Source organism: Clavibacter sp. (assembly GCF_014802555.1).
Taxonomy (GTDB): Bacteria; Actinomycetota; Actinomycetes; order Actinomycetales; family Microbacteriaceae; genus Clavibacter; species Clavibacter sepedonicus.
Genome location: NZ_JAAVCB010000048.1, coordinates 1 through 15611, shown reverse-complemented (window position 1 = coordinate 15611; position 15611 = coordinate 1). Strand labels below are relative to the sequence as shown.

Sequence of the window (15611 nt, the reverse complement as noted above, 5' to 3'; positions counted from 1 at the left end):
GCATTACCGTGGGACATCGAGGCCTCCTGGCGATGGTTGAACTGAACAGCTCCATCAAGCCAGGAGGCCTCTTCACACGCCCCGAAGTGTCACCAACGTCACGGCCGAGTACAGCTAGCCCGGCGCGTGGAACAGGTGCGCGCTCGGGACGATGCCGTGCTCGGCCTCGACCCAGCGGGCGATCTCCGGCTCGCGCTCGCGGCCGTGGTCGGTGTAGCGGTTGCCGCCGAAGCCGGATCCGTAGAGCTTCTCGAGCGCGACGGCCTGGAGCGAGGCGTCGGTCGCGAGGCGCGCGACGTCGGTCGCGGTGATGCCGAAGCTGCGGGCCCGGAGCCAGGCGACGCGGTCCGACGAGTGGGCGACGATGCGCGTCAGGTGCGGCGGGGGAGGAGGCGGCGCGGGTGCGGCAGGGGCGAGGTCGTCCTCCCAGGGGAAGGCCAGCATCTCGTCCGTCACGGGTTCCAGGGTACGCGCCGGATCCGCCGTGGGCCGCCTCGACGCGAGCGGATGGTCCCGTCCTGTCGAGCCGTTGTCAACAGGGAAAGCGAATACGCCCAGGGCGCGGAAGATCGTGTTAGAAAGGCGTCGTCCCACCCACCCAGAGGAAGGAACGGCAATGTCACTGCTCATGGAATCGGGGGCCCCGGCTCCGCTGCGCACCACCGCGACCGAGGTCGCACCCGCGGCCGGAGGCGACGACGCGTCCGACGCGCTGCTGGCGGAGGCCTTCGGCTTCACCATCACGCACCGCGGCGCGGAGGAGGAGCTCGTGATGGGCGACGTCACCCTGTGCTGCAGCACGACGTGCTCGTCGAGCGGCGGCGGCGGCCGGCAGCAGCCTCGCTGATCGCCCGCGCATGGATTCGTCGACCACGTACTCGGTGAGTCCCCGCTACGCCGTCAGGGAGGTGGAGGACACCCTCCACCTCCTCGGCGGTCGTGAGCTGGTCTCCCTGCAGCTGCCCTCGGGCGATGCCGTCTCCGCGGTGTCGCGCCTCCTCTCCCGTCCCTTCACCCGCGCGGACCTCGACCGGGCGTTCGCCGCGCACGCCCCCGCCGTGGCGCGCCTGGTCGACGAGCTCGTGCTGCGCGACGTCGTGGTCGGGGCGCCGGACGGCTCCGCGGGATCCGTCCCCGACGAGCTCGCGCACGTCCTCGACGAGGCGCGGCGCAACGGCGGCGACCGCACCGGGCTCGGCCCCGTGCGCGACCCCGCCTCGCCCGCCCGCGTCGCGCTCGTGGGCGACATGATCCCCTCGCTCCTCACGGGCCTCGCGGAGGCGCTCCCCTCCGCCGAGCTCGGCGACGAGGACGACGCGGACCTGGTCATCGCGGTCGCCTCCCGGCCCGTCCTCCGGGACGTCGGGGCGCGCATGCACGCCGCCGGGCGCCCGTGGCTCCCGGTGTACCCGTTCGACGGCCGGTTCCAGCTCGTCGGGCCGGTGGTCGTGCCCGGGGAGGGGCCGTGCCTCGAGTGCGTCGCGCTGCGCTGGGCGTCGACCACGCCGTTCGCCGCGGATCACGCCGCGGCGGCCGACGCGGTCGCCGTCGTGCCGCGCGACCCGAGCCTCGACGCCATCACGGCCGGGTTCGCCGCGCGCTACGCCGCTCGGTGGATCCACGCCCACGATTGGCTCGTCGCCAGCACCGTGCTCGTGATCGAGCCCAAGCTCATGGAGGCGGAGGCGCACGCCGTGTTCAGGGTCGCCCGGTGCGGCACGTGCGGTCCCCGCCCCTACGCGGGAGTCGTCTCGCCGTGGCGCGCATGAGCCGCGGCGTAGCGGGCGTCGTCAGCCCGTATACGGGGCTGGTGGAGCACGCGCATCCCATGGCCTTCACGCCCGACGCCATCCCGGACGCCCTCTACTCGGGCCGGTCTGCGGACACGGGGTTCCTCACCGGCACGGCGTCCGAGCGCTTCAGCATGGGGCCGGGCGGATCCCGGATGGAGGCGCGGCGCTCCTGCATCGGCGAGGCCGTGGAGCGCATGTCGCTCGCGGGCGCACCCGGCGGCTTCCGCGCGCCCCTCGGCGCGGACGCCCGCCAGGTGGGGCCGGACGCCTTCCAGCGCTTCCACCCGACGCAGCGCGAGGATCCGGCCTTCCACTTCGAGCGCGCCCGGCCGGGCGACCTCCTCACCTGGATGCCGGCGCGATCCCTGCACCGGGGCGACACGGTGCACGTGCCCGCGCAGATGGTGGTGTTCGACGACCCGCACCGGGCCGACGGGCACCGGGAGCCGCACGTCGAGCCGGCCACCTCGTCCGGCGTCGCGGCGGGGCCGCACTTCGGGTTCGCCGCGGGCCGCGCCGTGCTGGAGCTCATCGAGCGCGACGCGTTCCAGCGCACGTGGTTGCGCGAATCCACGCCCCCGGCCTTCGGCTGGCGCGGCAGTCCCCGGCTCGCCGCCGCGACGCTCCGCGAGCTCGAGCGCCTGGAGGAGCTGTGCGGGCGGTTCGAGGCGTCGTTCACCGTGCGCGTGCTCGACGCGGCGGCCGACGTGCCCGTGCTGCTCGCGGTCATGCGCAGCGACCGCATCGGCGTCGCCGTGGGCTGCGCGGCCGACTTCCGGCTCGACCGCGCGATCCTCAACGCTGTCCGCGAGGCGCTGCACACGCACAACTGGTGCCTGCGGCTGCTCGCGGAGCCGACGATCGACCCGGCCGACGTGGTCGAGTTCGAGGACCACATCCGGCTGCACTGCCGCCCGTCCGCCCGCCCCCTCACGGCTGCGCTCGACGTCTCGGACGAGCGGGTCGCGGCCGTCGGCGGCCCGGCCAGCTGGGCGGAGGTCGTCGCCGGGCTCGACCGGGAGGGCATCGAGGTGCTGCTCGCCGACATCACGGCGCCCGAGGTGCGCGCGGCCGGCTTCCACGTGGTGCGCGCGCTGAGCCCCGACCTCGTGGCGCTCGACGTGGTGCACACGGCGCGGTTCCTCGGGCATCCGCGCCTCTACCGGCGGTGGCGCGACGGGCCCGCGCTCGACGGGCCGGCCGACCTCGTCCCCGTCCCGCACCCGTTCCCGTGACGGCTAGCGCCGCCCGCCCCCGCAGTCGTCCCATCGCCCGCCGCACCAGGAGGATCCCATGAGCACCATCGAGACCGACGCCGCCCCCGACCGGGCGGAGGCTCCGACGGATCCGTCCGCGCCGGCGGATCCGGGTGCCGCCGGATCCGCGCGCTCCCTCGGGAGCGTGGGACCGATCTTCAGCGTCGGGGGCGCCGTCGACCGGCCGGCCGGCGACCCCGCGGAGGACTTCCACGAGGCGTCGAAGATCACGCGGATCACGCACCCCGGCTGGACCGACGTGCGGTACGCCCACCAGATGGCGCAGGAGGCGCAGGGCGTCGCGGACGCCGGGCCGGGCGGGGCCACCTCCGCGCCGCGGCTCCTCCCGGCGCTGCCCCTCCCGCGCGCGCTCCCGCTGCGGCACGAGCTGGGCGCGACGCTGGCGGCGCGTCGGTCGGCGGAGCCGCGCACGCTCGGGCGGCCGGTCGAGCTGGCCGAGCTCGCCACCGTGCTGCGCCTCGCCTACGGACCGCGCGGCGACGGCACGCCGAGGCGGTTCGTGCCCTCGGGCGGCGGGCTGTACCCGCTCGACCTGCACGTGGTCGCGCGGTCGGTGGTGGGGCTCGAGCCGGGGATCCACCAGCTCGACCCGCTGGAGGAGACGCTCGTCGACGTGTCCGGGCTCGACCGGGACGGACAGCTCGCGCGCTTCCGCCGCGCGGCGCCGTCGCTCATGGCGCCGATCCCGGAGACGGCCGCCGTCACGGTCGTCATCACGGGCAGCTTCGAGCGCTCGCGCTGCAAGTACGGGCTCCGCGGCTACCGGCTCACCCTGCTGGAGGCCGGCCACGTGGGGCAGAACGCGCTCCTGGTCGCGACCGCGCTGGGGCTGCCGGTGCTGGGCTGGGTCGGCTTCGTGGACCACGAGCTCGACGCGGTGCTCGGGCTCGACGGGGTGACGCAGTCGTCCCTCTACGCGATCTCGTTCGGCGGCGCGGATCCGGGTGCCCGGCGGTTCGCCGACGAGGAGGCCTCCCATGACTGACGCGGTGGAGCTCGACGGGATCACCCGCACCTTCGGCCGGACGCGCGCGCTCGACGCCGCCTCCTTCTCGCTCGCGCCGGGGCTCGTGCACGCGCTGCTCGGGCCGAACGGATCCGGGAAGACCACGGCCATCGACATCCTGACCGCGACCCGCCACCCCGACGCGGGCCGTGCACGCGTGCTCGGCCACGACGTGCGGCGCGGCGGGCCCACGGCGGCGCTGGTCGCCGTGATGCCGCAGGCGCTCGCGTTCCCCGAGTACCTCACCGTCCGCGAGGTGCTCGCGCTCGCCCTCGTGCCGCACGCCGCCGCGCTCACGCCGGCCGCGGCCATCGACCGGTTCGACCTCGACCGCCTCGCGTCCCGGCAGACCGGCGGCCTGAGCGGCGGCGAGCGGCGGCGGGTCGCGCTCGCGTGCGTCGTCGGCGCCGGGACGCCCGTCGTGGTGCTCGACGAGCCATCGGCAGCGCTCGACATCCCCGGCCGGGCCGCCGTGCGCGACGCCATCGCCGCGGTCCGCGACTCTGGGCGCACGGTGCTCCTCGCGTCGCACGACATGGAGGAGGTCGCGGCGCTCGCTGACACCGTCGTCTGCCTCGACCACGGGCGCGTGGTCGGCCACTGGACCGCCGCCGACTTCCGCGGGCTGGCCGGCGTCCGTCGGGTCGGCTTCGACGCGACCGCCGCCGAGGCGCGGCGCCTGCGGTCGTCCGGCGCAGTGCCCGAGGCGGGGGAGGAGCCGCGCGGCCTCGAGCGGATCCGGTGGGTCATCGACACCGACCGCTCCGACGTCGTGGCCGGGCTGGTGCTCGCCGCCGTGCCGCAGCCGGGCCTCACGGTCGTCGAGCCGGGGCTCGGCGAGATCGTGGAGCGCGTGCTGGCGGACGGCGCCGACGCGATCCCCGCCGATCCGTCGCGCGCCGAGGATCACGCGGGATGCGCCCGATGACCGCCGCGCCGATCCCGGCCCGCCTCACCGCCGGTCGCCGGGTCGCCATCTACCGCGCCCACGTCGTCAGCGAGCTCGCGCAGAACGCGCGCATGCCCGCCTTCGTGCTCCCGCTCCTCGCGTACCCCGTGCTCATCTACGCGGTCGTCGGCCTGCCGCAGGGCGGCCCGCCGAGCGCGCGGCTCAGCGTGCTGCTCGGCTACGTGCTGTTCTCGGTGCTCGGCACGGTGACGTTCCAGTTCGGCGTCGGCGAGGGAGTCGCCGTGGGAGCGGTGGCTGTTCACGGCGCCGGTGCCCGCGTGGATCCGCCTCGCCGCCAAGCTCACGGTCGCGTGCGTCTTCGGCGTCGTCTTCGTGATCCCGGTGGTCGCGGTCGGCATCCTGGCGGGCGGCGTCCGGGTGGATGCGGCCACGCTCGGTTCGGTCGCGCTCGCCGTGCTGGCCGGTGCCGTGCCCATGGCGCTGCTCGGCCTCGCGATGGGCTACTGGTTCCCCGCCCGCGGCGCGCTCGGCCTCGCCAACCTCGTGTACCTGCCCCTGTCGTTCGCGGGCGGTCTGTTCACGGGCGGCGACACGAGCGGTACGCCGTGGGAGTCGCTCACGGTGCTGCTGCCGACGGGCGCGTGGAGCACGCTGACGAGCGCCGCGGCCCGGCACGACACCGCGGTCATGGGCCTCCCGCTGGTGATCCTCGCGGCGTGGGCGGTGCTGCTCGGCGGCATCACGCTGGCCGGCTACCAGCGCACGCAGTCGGCGAACTTTCGCTGACGCCGGCCCGTGAGCGGGCGCGGCCTGGTGTGTAGCGTGGATCCCGCGCGCCGCCACCGGGCCGCGCCACCGCACCGCACCGCACCGCACCGTCATCCGTCACCGTCGACGAGAGGGAACCATGCCCCAGATCACCACCCCCGTAGCGCTCTTCACCGGCCAGTGGGCCGACCTGCCGCTGGAGGAGGTGGCCCGGCTCGCGAGCGGCTGGGGGTTCGACGCCCTCGAGATCGCCTGCTCCGCGGAGCACCTCGACGTGTGGCGCGCGGCGGAGGATCCCGCGTACCTGCGCGGCCGTCTCGAGATCCTCGAGCGCCACGGCCTCCAGGTGCACGCGCTCTCGCAGCACCTCACCGGCCAGGCCGTGTGCGACGACCCCATCGACTTCCGGCACCAGGCGATCCTGCGCTCCAAGGTGTGGGGCGGCGGCCAGGCCGAGGGCGTGCGCCAGCGCGCGGCGGAGGAGCTCAAGCTGACGGCGAAGGCGGCGGCGGCGCTCGGGGTCACGCGCGTGACGGGCTTCACCGGATCCCGCATCTGGCCGTACGTCGCCATGTTCCCGCCCGTGCCCGAGTCGGTCATCGACGCCGGCTACCAGGACTTCGCCGACCGCTGGAACCCGATCATCGACGTGTTCGACGACGAGGGCGTGCGATACGCGCTCGAGGTGCACCCGAGCGAGATCGCCTACGACTACTGGACGACGAAGCGCACGCTCGAGGCGATCGGCCACCGCCCGGGCTTCGGCCTCAACTGGGATCCGAGCCACATGATGTGGCAGGGCATCGACCCGGTGGGCTTCCTCCTCGACTTCGCCGACCGGATCTACCACGTGCACGCCAAGGACACCCGGGTCACGACCGACGGCCGCGGCGGCCGGCTCGGATCCCACCTCCCGTGGGGGAACCCGCACCGCGGCTGGGACTTCGTCTCGGTCGGCCACGGCGACGTGCCGTTCGAGCGCGCCTTCCGGGCGCTGCGGAGCATCGGCTACGACGGCCCGGTGTCGGTCGAGTGGGAGGATGCGGGGATGGACCGCCTGCACGGAGCCCCCGACGCCCTCGCGCGGGTGCGCTCCCTCCTCTGGCCGACGCCGGACAGCCTCTTCGACTCTTCGTTCGCCAACAACCGCGACGACGCGCCGGGCTCCGCGCCCGCCGACGGCCCCACCGGATCCACCGCGTGACGCTGCGCGACGGCCAGCTGGCCCGCCTCCTCGTCGTCGACGTCGAGACGGGCGCCGAGCGCATGGTCGCCGAGTCGGCCGTGCTGCACATCGAGGCGCCGAACTGGACGCCCGACGGCCGCTGGCTCGTCGTGAACGCCGAGGGCGGGCTCTGGCGGCTGCCCGCGCCCGACGCCGAGGAGCCGGATCCGGACCTCCCCGAGCCCGCGGTCGACTTCCATGCGGTCGACCTCGGCGGCGTGCCGCCCATCAACAACGACCACGTCTTCTCGCCCGACGGCGCGCACGTCTACGTCTCCGGCCGCGACGGCCACCTCTACAGCGTCCTCTGGAACGACGGCGCGGGCGGCGAGGGCCGGCGCATCACGGCTGACCGGGATCCGGCGCTCGGCTTCAAGAACTACCTGCACGGCGTCTCGCCCGACGGGCACGACGCTCAGCGTCATCGGCGGCCAGGTCGACGCGCGCGGCGAGTGGACCACGAACATCCACCTCGTGCCCGTCGACGGCGGCCCCACCACGCAGCTGACCGACGACGGCTACCCCGACGACGGCGCCGAGTTCTCGCCCGATGGCGGCTGGCTCTACTTCAACTCCGAGCGCGGATCCGTGGCTGCGGGCCACGCGCAGCTGTTCACGATGCGCACCGACGGCTCCGACACGCACCAGTTCACCTCCGACGAGCGCGTCAACTGGTTCCCGCATCCGTCGCCCGACGGCGAGCACATCGTCTACCTGTCCTTCCCGCCCGGCACGCTCGGCCACCCGGCCGACCGCGACGTGATCCTCCGCGTCATCGATCGGCAGAGCCACCGCACGCGCGACCTCGCGGCGTTCCCTGGCGGCCAGGGCACCATCAACGTCACCAGCTGGGCGCCCGACTCGCGCCGGTTCGCGTACGTCGCGTACCCGTTCCAGGCGCCGAGCCTGACCTGATCCGGGAGCCCGCGGAGGCCGCGGGGCAGGGCGGACGTCGGAGCGGCCGATCCGCGGAGCGCATGCGCGGGTATTTCCCCAGGAGTGAGGAGATCCCGCATGGGATCATGGGGGTCCGCGCCACCCGCCGTCCCGATATCCCGTCGGCCTCATTCCCGGAGACCCCCGTGAACATCACCACGACCACCTGGCTCATCACGATCGCCGTCACCATCGCGTTCTTCGTCTACGAGTTCTTCACCCACGTGCGCAAGCCGCACGAGCCCACCATCGGCGAGTCCGCCCGCTGGTCGGTCTTCTACATCGGCCTCGCCCTGATCTTCGGCGTCGGCATCGGCATCACGAACGGCTGGGGCTTCGGCGGCGAGTACTTCGCCGGCTACCTCACCGAGAAGGCCCTGTCGATCGACAACCTGTTCGTGTTCCTGCTGATCATGACCGGGTTCGCCGTGCCCCGGAAGTACCAGCAGAAGGTGCTGATGATCGGCATCGTCATCGCCCTGATCATGCGCGCCGGCTTCATCGCGCTGGGCGCCGCGCTCATCGAGAACTTCTCCTGGGTCTTCTACATCTTCGGTGCGCTGCTGTTCGTGCTCGCGTACCAGCAGCTGAAGGGCGACCACGGCGGCAACGCGGCGGACAACATGTTCGTGCGCATCGCCCGCCGGATCCTGCCCGTCCACGACGAGTTCGTCGGCGACCGCTTCACCACCAAGATCGACGGCAAGCGCTTCGTCACCCCGCTGCTGCTCTGCGTCATCGCGATCGGCTTCGTCGACCTGGTGTTCGCGCTCGACTCGATCCCCGCCATCTACGGCCTCACCAACGAGGCGTACATCGTCTTCACCGCGAACGCCTTCGCGCTGATGGGCCTCCGCCAGCTGTACTTCCTCATCGGCGGCCTGCTCGAGCGCCTGGTGTACCTGTCGCAGGGCCTCGCGGTGATCCTCGCGTTCATCGGCCTGAAGCTCGTGCTGCACGCGATGCACGTCAACGAGCTGCCGTTCATCAACGGCGGCGAGCCGATGCTGTGGGCGCCTGAGATCCCGATCTGGTTCTCGCTCCTGTTCATCGGCGCGACCATCACGGTCGCCACCGTCGCGAGCCTGGCGAAGACCCGCGGCGACAAGCAGAAGAAGGACCGCGCGAGCGTGGACGGCGAGACCGTCACGCGCGCGACGGAGGAGAAGCACTAGCTCCCACCCGCACGATCCGACGGGCCCGGCGCACCACGCGCCGGGCCCGTCGTCGCCCATCGGCTGCGGTGCAAGTTCGCCCATGGTCATTTCATGGCCGCTTCATAGGAACATCCGCATGATGGATCCCGTGACCACCGCAACGCCCTCCGGCTTCCAGCCCGCCGCCGCTCCGCAGCCCCGCCTCACCCGTGCCGACGGGTCGCCCATCCGGGTGCTCGTCGTCGACGACGAGGCGTCCCTCACCGACCTGCTCCAGATGGCGCTCCGCTACGAGGGCTGGCAGATCCGCACGGCCGAGAACGGGCACCAGGCGCTCGCCGCGGCGCGCGAGTTCAAGCCCGACGCCGTGGTGCTCGACATCATGCTGCCGGACCTCGACGGCCTCCAGGTGCTCTCGCGCTTGCGCGCCGACGCCGAGGACATCCCCGTGCTGTTCCTCACCGCGAAGGACTCGCTCGACGACCGCCTCGCCGGGCTCACCGCGGGCGGCGACGACTACGTCACCAAGCCGTTCAGTCTGGAGGAGGTCGTGGCCCGGCTGCGCGGCCTCATCCGCCGCTCGACGCTCGTGGTCAGCGACACCGTCGACCCGGTGATCCGCGTCGGCGACCTCACCCTCGACGAGGACAGCCACGAGGTCGCCCGCGCCGGCGACCCCATCGAGCTCACCGCCACCGAGTTCGAGCTGCTGCGCTACCTGATGCGGAACCCGCGCCGCGTGCTGAGCAAGCTGCAGATCCTCGACCGGGTCTGGAGCTACGACTTCGGCGGCAAGTCGAGCGTGGTCGAGATCTACATCTCCTACCTGCGGCGCAAGATCGACGCCGGCCGGAACCCGATGATCCACACCGTGCGCGGCAGCGGCTACATGCTCAAGGCCGCGGAGTGACCCAGCCGCCGGCCACGCAGCCGCCGGCCACCCAGCCGCCGGCCACCGAGCGGCACGGCACCGCGCCGCTGCGCGATCGGCTGACGGCCGCCGCGCGCGGGATGACCCTGCGTCGCCGCCTCGTCCTCAGCGTCGTGGGGCTGCTGGCGCTCGCGAGCATCTTCATCGGCACCGTGAGCATCCTGGCGCTGCGGACGTCGCTGATGCAGCAGGTCGACCAGCAGCTGGAGGCCACGGCGGCACGCTCGCAGGACTTCGTCGACCGCGAGCCGGGCGGCTACGGCAGCTTTCCCGGGGCGCCCGGTGGGCTCGGCGCGTTCGGGCAGCAGGTCGGCACGATCAGCGCGACCATCATCGACGGCGTCGTGTCCGGCGGCTACATCGCGGACCGCTCCGCCGCCCAGGGCGAGCCCGGCGGCGCGGGCGCTGTGGAGCTGACCCAGCGCCAGAGCGAGCAGCTGCAGAGCGTGCCCACCGACGGCGTCCCGCGCACGGTCGACCTCGGCGGCGCGCTCGGCAGCTACCGGCTCGTCGGCCAGACCTCGTCCTCCGGCGCGACCATCGTCACCGGGCTGCCGACGAAGCCCGCCGACGACGTGGTCGAGCAGCTCATCCTCGTGATCACGGTGGTCGCCGCCATCACGCTGGCGCTCGCCGCGCTCCTCGGCACGCTCATCGTGCGCCGGGCGCTGCGTCCGCTCGACCGGGTCGTCGACACGGCGACCCACGTGGCGGCGCTGGAGCTCGACCGCGGCGACGTCGCGCTCGAGGCGCGCGTGCCCGCATCCGACACCGACGAGCGCACCGAGGTCGGCCGCGTGGGCGCCGCGCTCAACGGACTGCTCGGGCACGTCGCCGCGGCGCTGTCGTCGCGGCAGGCGAGCGAGGCGAAGGTGCGGCGGTTCGTGTCGGACGCGAGCCACGAGCTGCGCACGCCGCTCGCCTCCATCCGCGGCTACGCCGAGCTCACGCGTCGCGGGCCGCACCAGCTGCCCGAGGACGTCACGCACTCGCTGTCGCGCATCGAGTCGGAGTCGGTGCGCATGACCACGATCGTCGAGGACCTCCTGCTCCTCGCGCGACTCGACGAGGGGCGCGAGCTGGAGTCGGATCCGATCGACCTCACGCGCATCCTCCTCGACACGGTCGGCGACGCGAGCGCCGCGGGCCCGGACCACGACTGGGACCTCGACCTGCCGGACGGCTCCGTGACCGTCCCCGGCGACGACGCGCGGCTCCGCCAGGTGGTCGTCAACCTGCTCGCCAACGCCCGAACGCACACCCCGGCCGGCACGCGCGTCGTCACGTCGCTCGCGGTGGAGGGCGCGGGTCCGGATGCGCATACCGTGATCCGCGTCACCGACGACGGCCCCGGCATCCCGCCCGCCCTGCAGGAGACCCTGTTCGAGCGCTTCGTGCGCGGCGACGGATCCCGTGCCCGGACGACCGGCGGCACGGGCCTCGGCCTGGCCATCGCGCAGGCCATCGTGTCGGCGCACCACGGCGCGGTGTGGGTGGAGTCGGAGCCGGGCCGCACGGTCTTCGGCGTGCGGCTGCCGGTGGTGCGGCGTGCGGGCGAGGCGCGGGATGCGTCGGGTCCGCCCGCCGATGCGCCGTCCGACCGCTGGGCGCCGCCCTCGGGTGCGCCCGTCGCGGACCGGCCCGGTCCGCCCGGCGGCAGCTGACATGGATCCCGTCCGCCGCCTCATGTTCTGGCTGCGCGTGCCGTTCGTCGCGGACGCGGCGCTCGTCGTCATCGGGATCGCGCTGCTGGTCGGCGGCGACGGGGTCGGCTGGTGGGTGCTCGTGTTCGCCGGGCTGCGCGCGGTCGTCGGCGTGGTGGCGGTCGTGTGGATCGCGCCGCGGATGATCGCGCGGCTCGGCACCGGCGCCGAGCCCGAGGAGCCCGGCACCGACCCGGCCCGCCCGGACGCGGGACCCGCCCGTCGCTAGGCTGGACCCCTGATCCGGGCGCCCGAGCCGCGGATCGAGAGGGTCGTCATCGTGAGCGCAGAGCCAGCCGTCGTCGAGCCAGCGGAGCCCGCGGGCGGCATCCGCGTGCGACGCGCGCGCACCGGCGACGTGCCCCGCATCCAGCAGCTCGTCGAGCCGCTCGTGATGGAGGGGATCCTCCTCGGCAAGGACCTCGTGGTGCTCTACGAGAACGTGCAGGAGTTCCGGGTCGCGGTCGACGCGGCCGGCGAGGTCGTCGGTTGCGGCGCGCTGCACGTGATGTGGGAGGACCTCGGCGAGATCCGCACCCTCGCCGCCTCCCCGCACACGCGCGGCACCGGCGTCGGCCACGCGCTGCTCGAGCGCCTCGAGGACGACGCCCGCGAGCTCGGCCTCAGCCGCCTGTTCTGCCTGACCTTCGAGGTTGGCTTCTTCTCGCGCCATGGGTACCACGAGGTCGCGGAGTCGATCATCGCGCAGGAGATCTACTACGAGATGCTCCGCTCGCACGACGAGGGCATCGCCGAGTTCCTCGACCTCTCCCGCGTCAAGCCGAACACCCTCGGCAACACGCGCATGCTCAAGGCGCTCTGACCCTCCCAGGTCCTGGCCGCTGCCGCCCCGCATCCCCTGAGGGAGGAGAGCGGCGGGCGCGCCGACCGGGCCGGGCGGGCGCGCCGACCGTAGCCTGTGCTCATGTCCTCGACCTCGACCTCGCCCGGAGGCCGCCCGTCCGCGGCCGTATACCGCCGTCGCCGTCTGCTCGCGCTCCTCGTCGTGGTGGCCGTGATCGCGGTCGTCGTGATCATCGTGTCCAACCTGGGCCGCGGCACGGCCGACACCGCAGCTCCCGGTGCGACGCCCACCGCGGATGCGGCCCCCGACGCCGCCGCGCCGGCTGACCCGGATCCCACCCCGAGCGCCACCGCGAGCGCCGGCACAGAGACGAACGCCGACGGATCCTGCGCCGCGGGCCAGCTCACCGTCACCCCCGTCACCGACGCCGCCTCCTACAAGGCGGGCGTGCTGCCCAAGCTCTCCTTCACCGTGACGAACACGGGCATGGAGCCCTGCACCGCGAACCTCGGGACGACCACGCAGGTGTTCACGATCTCGAGCGGATCCGACGTCTACTGGAAGTCGACCGACTGCCAGACGGGCGCCGAGGACGCGCAGGTCGAGCTGGCCGCGCGGACCCCGCAGACGTCGTCGCCGTTCGAGTGGTCGCGCCAGCGGTCGTCCACCACGACCTGCGAGGAGAAGCAGCGCCCGGCCGTGCCCGCCGGCGGCGCGACCTACACGCTGTCGGTCGAGGTGGCCGGCGTTAAGAGCGCCGAGCCGAAGTCGTTCCTGCTGTACTGACGCGCGCGGCGACCCGCGGCCATGTGCGTACATGACCACGGTTCTCGATTGGATGCATCCATTGCAATCCATGCATGCGTCTGTCATCCTGGTGCTCCACCGACGTTAGGACGCATCATGACCGATACCACCGAGACCCACGCCGAGCACACCGTCGCCGAGCACCAGCACGGCGCCGACTGCGGTCACGAGACCGTCACGCACGAGGACCACGTGGACTACGTCCACGACGGCCACAAGCACGCCGAGCACGGCGACCACTACGACGAGCACTGATCCGACGCGCGACGACGCGCGCGGATCGAGACGGGGACCCGGCCATGAGGCCCGGTCCCCGTCGCCGTCTCCGCGCCGGGCCGCGTCTCCGCCTCGCCCTAGGATCTTTGAGGTGACCTATCCACCCCCCGGCTTCGAGCAGGCCGCCGACCTCTTCAAGGCGCTGTCCTCGCCGTCGCGCCTCGGCCTCATCGGTTTGCTGGCGTCCCGGAAGTTGAGCGTGTCGGAGCTAGTCGAGGAGTCGGGGCTGTCCCAGCCGCTGGTCTCCCAGCACCTGCGCGTGCTGCGGTCGGCGGGTCTCGTGAACGTCGAGCGCGACGGGCGCATCGCCCGCTACGAGGTGGCGGACACGCACGTGACGCACGTGGTGGACGACGCCGTGGCGCATGTGCGCGAGCACGTGGTCGGATCCGTCGACGCGGGCTGAGCACCCCCCTCCGGCTGGGCCCCGGCTCGGGCCCGGCAGGCGGCTCGGGCCCGGCCGGGTCAGAACGCCTCGTCGAGCTCCTTCTCCCGCTCGCTCTTCGCGAGGGAGAACGCACGGCCCAGCGCGGAGAACAGCGGGCCCCACTCGGCGTCGACGATCTGCGTGAAGCCGAGCCGCCGGGCCTCCGCCGCGCGCTGCGGCGCCGACGTGACGCCGCGGATCTCTCCCGCGAGGCTGATCTCGCCGAACGCCGCGAGGTCGTGGGGCATGGCCTTGCCGTTGACGGCGGAGACGAGCGCGACGGCGATGGCGAGATCCGCGGCGGGCTCGGTGAGGCGGACGCCGCCGACCGTGGAGACGTAGACGTCGCGATCCGAGAGCCGCACGTTGGCGCGCTTCTCGAGCACGGCCAGCAGCATGGCGACGCGCGACGCATCCACCCCGTTGACCACGCGGCGCGGCTGCGGCGCCTTCGTGTCGACGACGAGCGCCTGCACCTCGACGGGCAGAGCGCGGCGGCCCTCCATCGCGACGGTGACGCACGTGCCGGAGACCGAGTGCACACCGCGCGAGAGGAACATGCCGCTCGGATCCGGCACCTCGACGATGCCGTCGCCCGCCATCTCGAAGCAGCCGACCTCGTCGGTGGGGCCGAAGCGGTTCTTGAGCGCGCGGATGAAGCGGAGCGACGTCTGCCGGTCGCCCTCGAACTGGCACACGACGTCGACGAGGTGCTCGAGGAGCCGGGGGCCGGCGATGGAGCCGTCCTTGGTGACGTGGCCGACGAGGAGCAGGGGCAGGTCGCGCTCCTTGCAGACGCGGATGAGCGTGACGGCGACCTCGCGCACCTGGCCGGGGTGGCCGGGCAGGCCGTCGGACGTGCTGCTGGAGACGGTCTGCACGGAGTCGACGATGAGGAGGTCGGGCGCGACCTGCTCGATGTGGCCGAGGATCGTGCCGAGGTCGGTCTCGGCCGCGATCATGAGCGACTCCTGCAGCCCGCCCGTGCGCTCGGCGCGCATGCGCACCTGGGCGACCGACTCCTCGGCCGTCACGTAGAGGACCTTCGCGCCCTTCGCGGCGGCGCGCGCGGCGACCTCGAGCAGCAGCGTGGACTTGCCGACGCCGGGCTCGCCGCTCATGAGGATGGCGGCGCCCGGCACGATGCCGCCGCCGAGCACGCGGTCGAGCTCGCCGACGCCGCTCGGCATGTGGCTGGCGGACGCGGTGCCGACGTGCATGATCGACCGCGCCTGGCTGGATCCGGCGGGTGTGAGCGTGGTGACCCGGCCGGCCGCCGCGGGCGTCTGCGACACCTCGGCGACGGTGTTCCAGCTCTGGCACTCGGCGCACCGCCCGACCCACTTCGGGGTGGTCCACCCGCACTCCGAGCAGCGGTACGTGGAGTGGATGCGGGCCATGCGGGGGACTCTACCGGGGGCCTCCGACATGCCCGGACGCCCCGGTCGCCGACGGTCGGGGCCGGGCGCTGGTGTACTGGGTCATGACGTTGGTGACACTCGGGCCGCGGGCGTGAGCCCGTGGCTTGAGTGGATTCGTTCAGTGTTGTAGTGCTCGATGAAGGGGTCAAGCGCGTCGGCCCGGTGTTGG

The 15611-nt window shown here is 73.4% G+C and carries 17 protein-coding genes and 2 pseudogenes; 16 read left to right on the top strand and 3 right to left on the bottom strand.

Features of this window, described 5'->3' with window-relative positions:
• Positions 1 to 123: 123 nt before the first annotated feature.
• A pseudogene (locus HDR73_RS05580) lies at positions 124 to 444 on the bottom strand (YqaJ viral recombinase family protein); the annotation flags it as partial.
• A 172-nt stretch (positions 445 to 616) separates the two neighbouring features.
• On the opposite strand from HDR73_RS05580, the gene HDR73_RS05575 reads away from it, so the two are divergent.
• The 16 genes from HDR73_RS05575 (at position 617) to HDR73_RS05500 (ending at position 14000) form a co-directional block, all read left to right on the top strand.
• On the top strand, positions 617 to 847 hold the full coding sequence (locus HDR73_RS05575) for a hypothetical protein (protein WP_041464335.1): 231 nt from the start codon (positions 617 to 619) through the stop codon (positions 845 to 847).
• A gap of 10 nt (positions 848 to 857) precedes the next feature.
• Positions 858 to 1769, top strand: a complete 912-nt coding sequence (locus tag HDR73_RS05570) for a TOMM precursor leader peptide-binding protein (protein ID WP_012297986.1) — start codon at positions 858 to 860, stop codon at positions 1767 to 1769.
• A gap of 41 nt (positions 1770 to 1810) precedes the next feature.
• Positions 1811 to 3028: a YcaO-like family protein gene (locus HDR73_RS05565; RefSeq protein WP_287136285.1), complete on the top strand. Its 1218-nt coding sequence runs from the start codon at positions 1811 to 1813 to the stop codon at positions 3026 to 3028.
• Between the two features lie 58 nt (positions 3029 to 3086).
• Positions 3087 to 4055: a SagB/ThcOx family dehydrogenase gene (locus tag HDR73_RS05560; protein WP_012297988.1), complete on the top strand. Its 969-nt coding sequence runs from the start codon at positions 3087 to 3089 to the stop codon at positions 4053 to 4055.
• Positions 4048 to 5004 carry an ABC transporter ATP-binding protein gene (locus tag HDR73_RS05555; RefSeq protein WP_012297989.1) on the top strand — a complete coding sequence of 319 codons (957 nt, stop codon included), beginning with the start codon at positions 4048 to 4050 and terminating at the stop codon, positions 5002 to 5004. Before HDR73_RS05560 ends, HDR73_RS05555 begins: the two co-directional genes overlap by 8 nt.
• A gap of 291 nt (positions 5005 to 5295) precedes the next feature.
• Positions 5296 to 5772, top strand: coding sequence for a hypothetical protein (locus HDR73_RS05550; RefSeq protein ID WP_223842702.1), 477 nt, complete (start codon positions 5296 to 5298; stop codon positions 5770 to 5772).
• Positions 5773 to 5893: 121 nt separating this feature from the next.
• The gene (locus HDR73_RS05545) at positions 5894 to 6958 is read left to right on the top strand and encodes a sugar phosphate isomerase/epimerase family protein (RefSeq protein ID WP_012297990.1); all 1065 of its coding nucleotides are present in this window, start codon (positions 5894 to 5896) and stop codon (positions 6956 to 6958) included.
• A 495-nt stretch (positions 6959 to 7453) separates the two neighbouring features.
• Positions 7454 to 7894: a TolB family protein gene (locus tag HDR73_RS05540; protein WP_223842703.1), complete on the top strand. Its 441-nt coding sequence runs from the start codon at positions 7454 to 7456 to the stop codon at positions 7892 to 7894.
• Positions 7895 to 8061: 167 nt separating this feature from the next.
• Entirely contained in the window at positions 8062 to 9090 is a 1029-nt protein-coding gene (locus HDR73_RS05535; RefSeq protein WP_041464336.1) for a TerC family protein, read from the top strand.
• Between the two features lie 118 nt (positions 9091 to 9208).
• Positions 9209 to 9982, top strand: coding sequence for a response regulator transcription factor (locus HDR73_RS05530; RefSeq protein WP_015491335.1), 774 nt, complete (start codon positions 9209 to 9211; stop codon positions 9980 to 9982).
• Positions 9983 to 10083: 101 nt separating this feature from the next.
• A complete protein-coding gene (locus tag HDR73_RS05525) occupies positions 10084 to 11667 on the top strand; it encodes a sensor histidine kinase (protein WP_012297993.1) in 1584 nt (527 codons plus the stop codon).
• A 1-nt stretch (position 11668) separates the two neighbouring features.
• A complete protein-coding gene (locus tag HDR73_RS05520; protein WP_012297994.1) occupies positions 11669 to 11935 on the top strand; it encodes a hypothetical protein in 267 nt (88 codons plus the stop codon).
• A gap of 51 nt (positions 11936 to 11986) precedes the next feature.
• On the top strand, positions 11987 to 12529 hold the full coding sequence (locus HDR73_RS05515) for an amino-acid N-acetyltransferase (protein WP_012297995.1): 543 nt from the start codon (positions 11987 to 11989) through the stop codon (positions 12527 to 12529).
• A 102-nt stretch (positions 12530 to 12631) separates the two neighbouring features.
• The gene (locus HDR73_RS05510; RefSeq protein WP_012297996.1) at positions 12632 to 13297 is read left to right on the top strand and encodes a hypothetical protein; all 666 of its coding nucleotides are present in this window, start codon (positions 12632 to 12634) and stop codon (positions 13295 to 13297) included.
• Positions 13298 to 13414: 117 nt separating this feature from the next.
• Positions 13415 to 13573, top strand: coding sequence for a hypothetical protein (locus HDR73_RS05505; RefSeq protein WP_012297997.1), 159 nt, complete (start codon positions 13415 to 13417; stop codon positions 13571 to 13573).
• 112 nt (positions 13574 to 13685) lie between these two features.
• Positions 13686 to 14000, top strand: coding sequence for an ArsR/SmtB family transcription factor (locus tag HDR73_RS05500; protein WP_012297998.1), 315 nt, complete (start codon positions 13686 to 13688; stop codon positions 13998 to 14000).
• Positions 14001 to 14059: 59 nt separating this feature from the next.
• On the opposite strand, the gene radA is transcribed toward HDR73_RS05500, so the two are convergent.
• Together radA and HDR73_RS05490 are read right to left on the bottom strand one after the other, a co-directional pair.
• Positions 14060 to 15421: a DNA repair protein RadA gene (gene radA / locus HDR73_RS05495; protein WP_041464337.1), complete on the bottom strand. Its 1362-nt coding sequence runs from the start codon at positions 15419 to 15421 to the stop codon at positions 14060 to 14062.
• An 81-nt stretch (positions 15422 to 15502) separates the two neighbouring features.
• Positions 15503 to 15611: pseudogene (locus tag HDR73_RS05490) on the bottom strand (IS481 family transposase); the annotation flags it as partial.

Coding starts and splice junctions, on each gene's coding strand:
- radA (WP_041464337.1), bottom strand. CDS start 15,421: ATGGCCCGCATCCACTCCACGTACCGCTGCTCGGAGTGCGGGTGGACC.
- HDR73_RS05520 (WP_012297994.1), top strand. CDS start 11,669: ATGGATCCCGTCCGCCGCCTCATGTTCTGGCTGCGCGTGCCGTTCGTC.
- HDR73_RS05505 (WP_012297997.1), top strand. CDS start 13,415: ATGACCGATACCACCGAGACCCACGCCGAGCACACCGTCGCCGAGCAC.
- HDR73_RS05570 (WP_012297986.1), top strand. CDS start 858: ATGGATTCGTCGACCACGTACTCGGTGAGTCCCCGCTACGCCGTCAGG.
- HDR73_RS05510 (WP_012297996.1), top strand. CDS start 12,632: ATGTCCTCGACCTCGACCTCGCCCGGAGGCCGCCCGTCCGCGGCCGTA.
- HDR73_RS05525 (WP_012297993.1), top strand. CDS start 10,084: ATGACCCTGCGTCGCCGCCTCGTCCTCAGCGTCGTGGGGCTGCTGGCG.
- HDR73_RS05530 (WP_015491335.1), top strand. CDS start 9,209: ATGATGGATCCCGTGACCACCGCAACGCCCTCCGGCTTCCAGCCCGCC.
- HDR73_RS05545 (WP_012297990.1), top strand. CDS start 5,894: ATGCCCCAGATCACCACCCCCGTAGCGCTCTTCACCGGCCAGTGGGCC.
- HDR73_RS05555 (WP_012297989.1), top strand. CDS start 4,048: ATGACTGACGCGGTGGAGCTCGACGGGATCACCCGCACCTTCGGCCGG.
- HDR73_RS05560 (WP_012297988.1), top strand. CDS start 3,087: ATGAGCACCATCGAGACCGACGCCGCCCCCGACCGGGCGGAGGCTCCG.
- HDR73_RS05575 (WP_041464335.1), top strand. CDS start 617: ATGTCACTGCTCATGGAATCGGGGGCCCCGGCTCCGCTGCGCACCACC.